This window comes from Bartonella sp. AP57NXGY, from assembly GCF_042195805.1.
GTDB lineage: Bacteria > Pseudomonadota > Alphaproteobacteria > Rhizobiales > Rhizobiaceae > Bartonella.
In genome coordinates this window covers 1-1,685 of record NZ_JBHIOZ010000249.1, presented here as the reverse complement: position 1 = coordinate 1,685, position 1,685 = coordinate 1, and the positions used below count along the sequence as shown (strand labels likewise).

The following is a 1,685-nucleotide window of genomic DNA, read 5'->3' as shown; positions in this document are numbered from 1 at the left end:
TTTTCTTTATCTTCATAGCTAAAATTAAGACGCAAAAAGCTTACCTGCTGCGTATGAAGATTTCTCCCTTGCAAGGGCTGTGGTAAATAATCTGCCATGTCTTATCCCCTCAATGATTTGTCACAAATTGCACGACCACAACACACTCACCAGCATCAGTGGTTTTATCTCGTGTTGCATAAAGGGTCATTTCTTTATCCTCTGGAGTAAAAACCTTTTGATCTGTTGGTGTAAAATCTTGCGTATTTTGGGCTTTGATATCTTTTTCGCCAAACTCATTGCCGCCATAGGTGCTGCCAATCTTCAATTTCGTCTCAGAAAACGCTGTCTTCACAAACGCTTTTATCGAGGTAATTAAAGCACCACGGGGTAATATCCCGATTTTTTCTGTGAGATGTTTCTCTTTATGTAAGATATTCAAACGTAAGAAACTTACCTGTTGGGTATGTAGATTTCTGCCCTGTAATGGAGGGGGTAATTGATCTGCCATGTCTTGTTTTCCTCCTTAATGATTACGCTGCTGCTTCACCGCTGTAGGTAGGAATAACAATCGTTCCAAAATCTTGCGCTGTTTGTGCACTATTGGGCATTTGGAAACGAGTTTTCTTCATTCCTATCAAAGTCTTGGCGGCAACACCAAATTCACGTTCATAATCAAAATATTCTTCTTTGAGGGTGTAATTTGTTGCACTATGATTTTTCCCAAAACCTATAATCGCACTCTGCGCTCCTAAGAACACCGCACGACGCACACTTTTTACCGCTGTATTATTTGTCGAGTTAACACCATGGGTAACATGAATAGCTTCGCGTAAAACAACACCATTATACATTCCAAGAGAACCATCAAAGATTGGGTTCTTTGCACGAGAAGTCGCATAAACAGATTTTTGGATATCTAACCACTCACCAGCGGCTGTATTGGTACGCAATTGCATCACTTGTGTTGGGTGCAAATAGAGAACGTAAACATCATCACCGTTAACATGGACGGGAGAAATTTGCGGATTGGCAAGTTTGGCTTGTTTAACCGCTTCATCAATAAGCTTCAAACTAAAGCTATGTTTGGCTTTATCATTAAGATCTTCATCTTTGGTTTTCCCATCGGGGCGGATAATCCGTTCACTGCTTGGTGCCATGATTTCATTAAAGCCATAATGAACCGGCTTAATATACACTTCTCGACCATCAACGCTAATCGTACGGGCTGTATAACCACATACCTGCAAAAAGAACATGATGCTTAAACGATTGGCATACCAGCGAACCAAGCCTTCTTTCGCTTTCTTACGTAAATTCGGGAGGATTCTCTGTTGATCAATCGAGTCATCATTGGCAACACGCGCCGCATGTAAAAGCTCGTTAATCACCAACCGATCATTCATAAATTGAAGCGCTTCTTCATTGCCTTCTAAGGTTTCGCCTTGCGTGACACCATCTCCAAACAGATTGACTAGCAAACTGAACGTAACACTATCCCCTGCGCTCTTATGGGTTTCGTTATAAAGCTGGATAATGCTGTTCGAACTTTTGCCAATAAGAGGGGCAATTTTTGTCGCTTTCAAAACTTCATTGCTTAATTTCTGTGACCACAATTTCACCGATTGCGGATCATGGGTTCCTATATGTGTTGTTGCCATTGATTTCACCTTTCTTTGCTGTAAAAAAACCGGCTTAAAGCCGGT

The 1,685-nt window shown here is 41.2% G+C and carries 2 protein-coding genes; both read right to left on the bottom strand.

Features of this window, described 5'->3' with window-relative positions; translation table 11 throughout:
- Nucleotides 1–109: 109 nt before the first annotated feature.
- Nucleotides 110–490: a hypothetical protein gene (locus ACFIL8_RS09970; protein ID WP_375689637.1), complete on the bottom strand. Its 381-nt coding sequence runs from the start codon at nt 488–490 to the stop codon at nt 110–112.
- Nucleotides 491–512: 22 nt separating this feature from the next.
- A complete protein-coding gene (locus ACFIL8_RS09965) occupies nt 513–1,640 on the bottom strand; it encodes a N4-gp56 family major capsid protein (RefSeq protein ID WP_375617006.1) in 1,128 nt (375 codons plus the stop codon).
- Between the last annotated feature and the right edge of the window lie 45 nt (nt 1,641–1,685).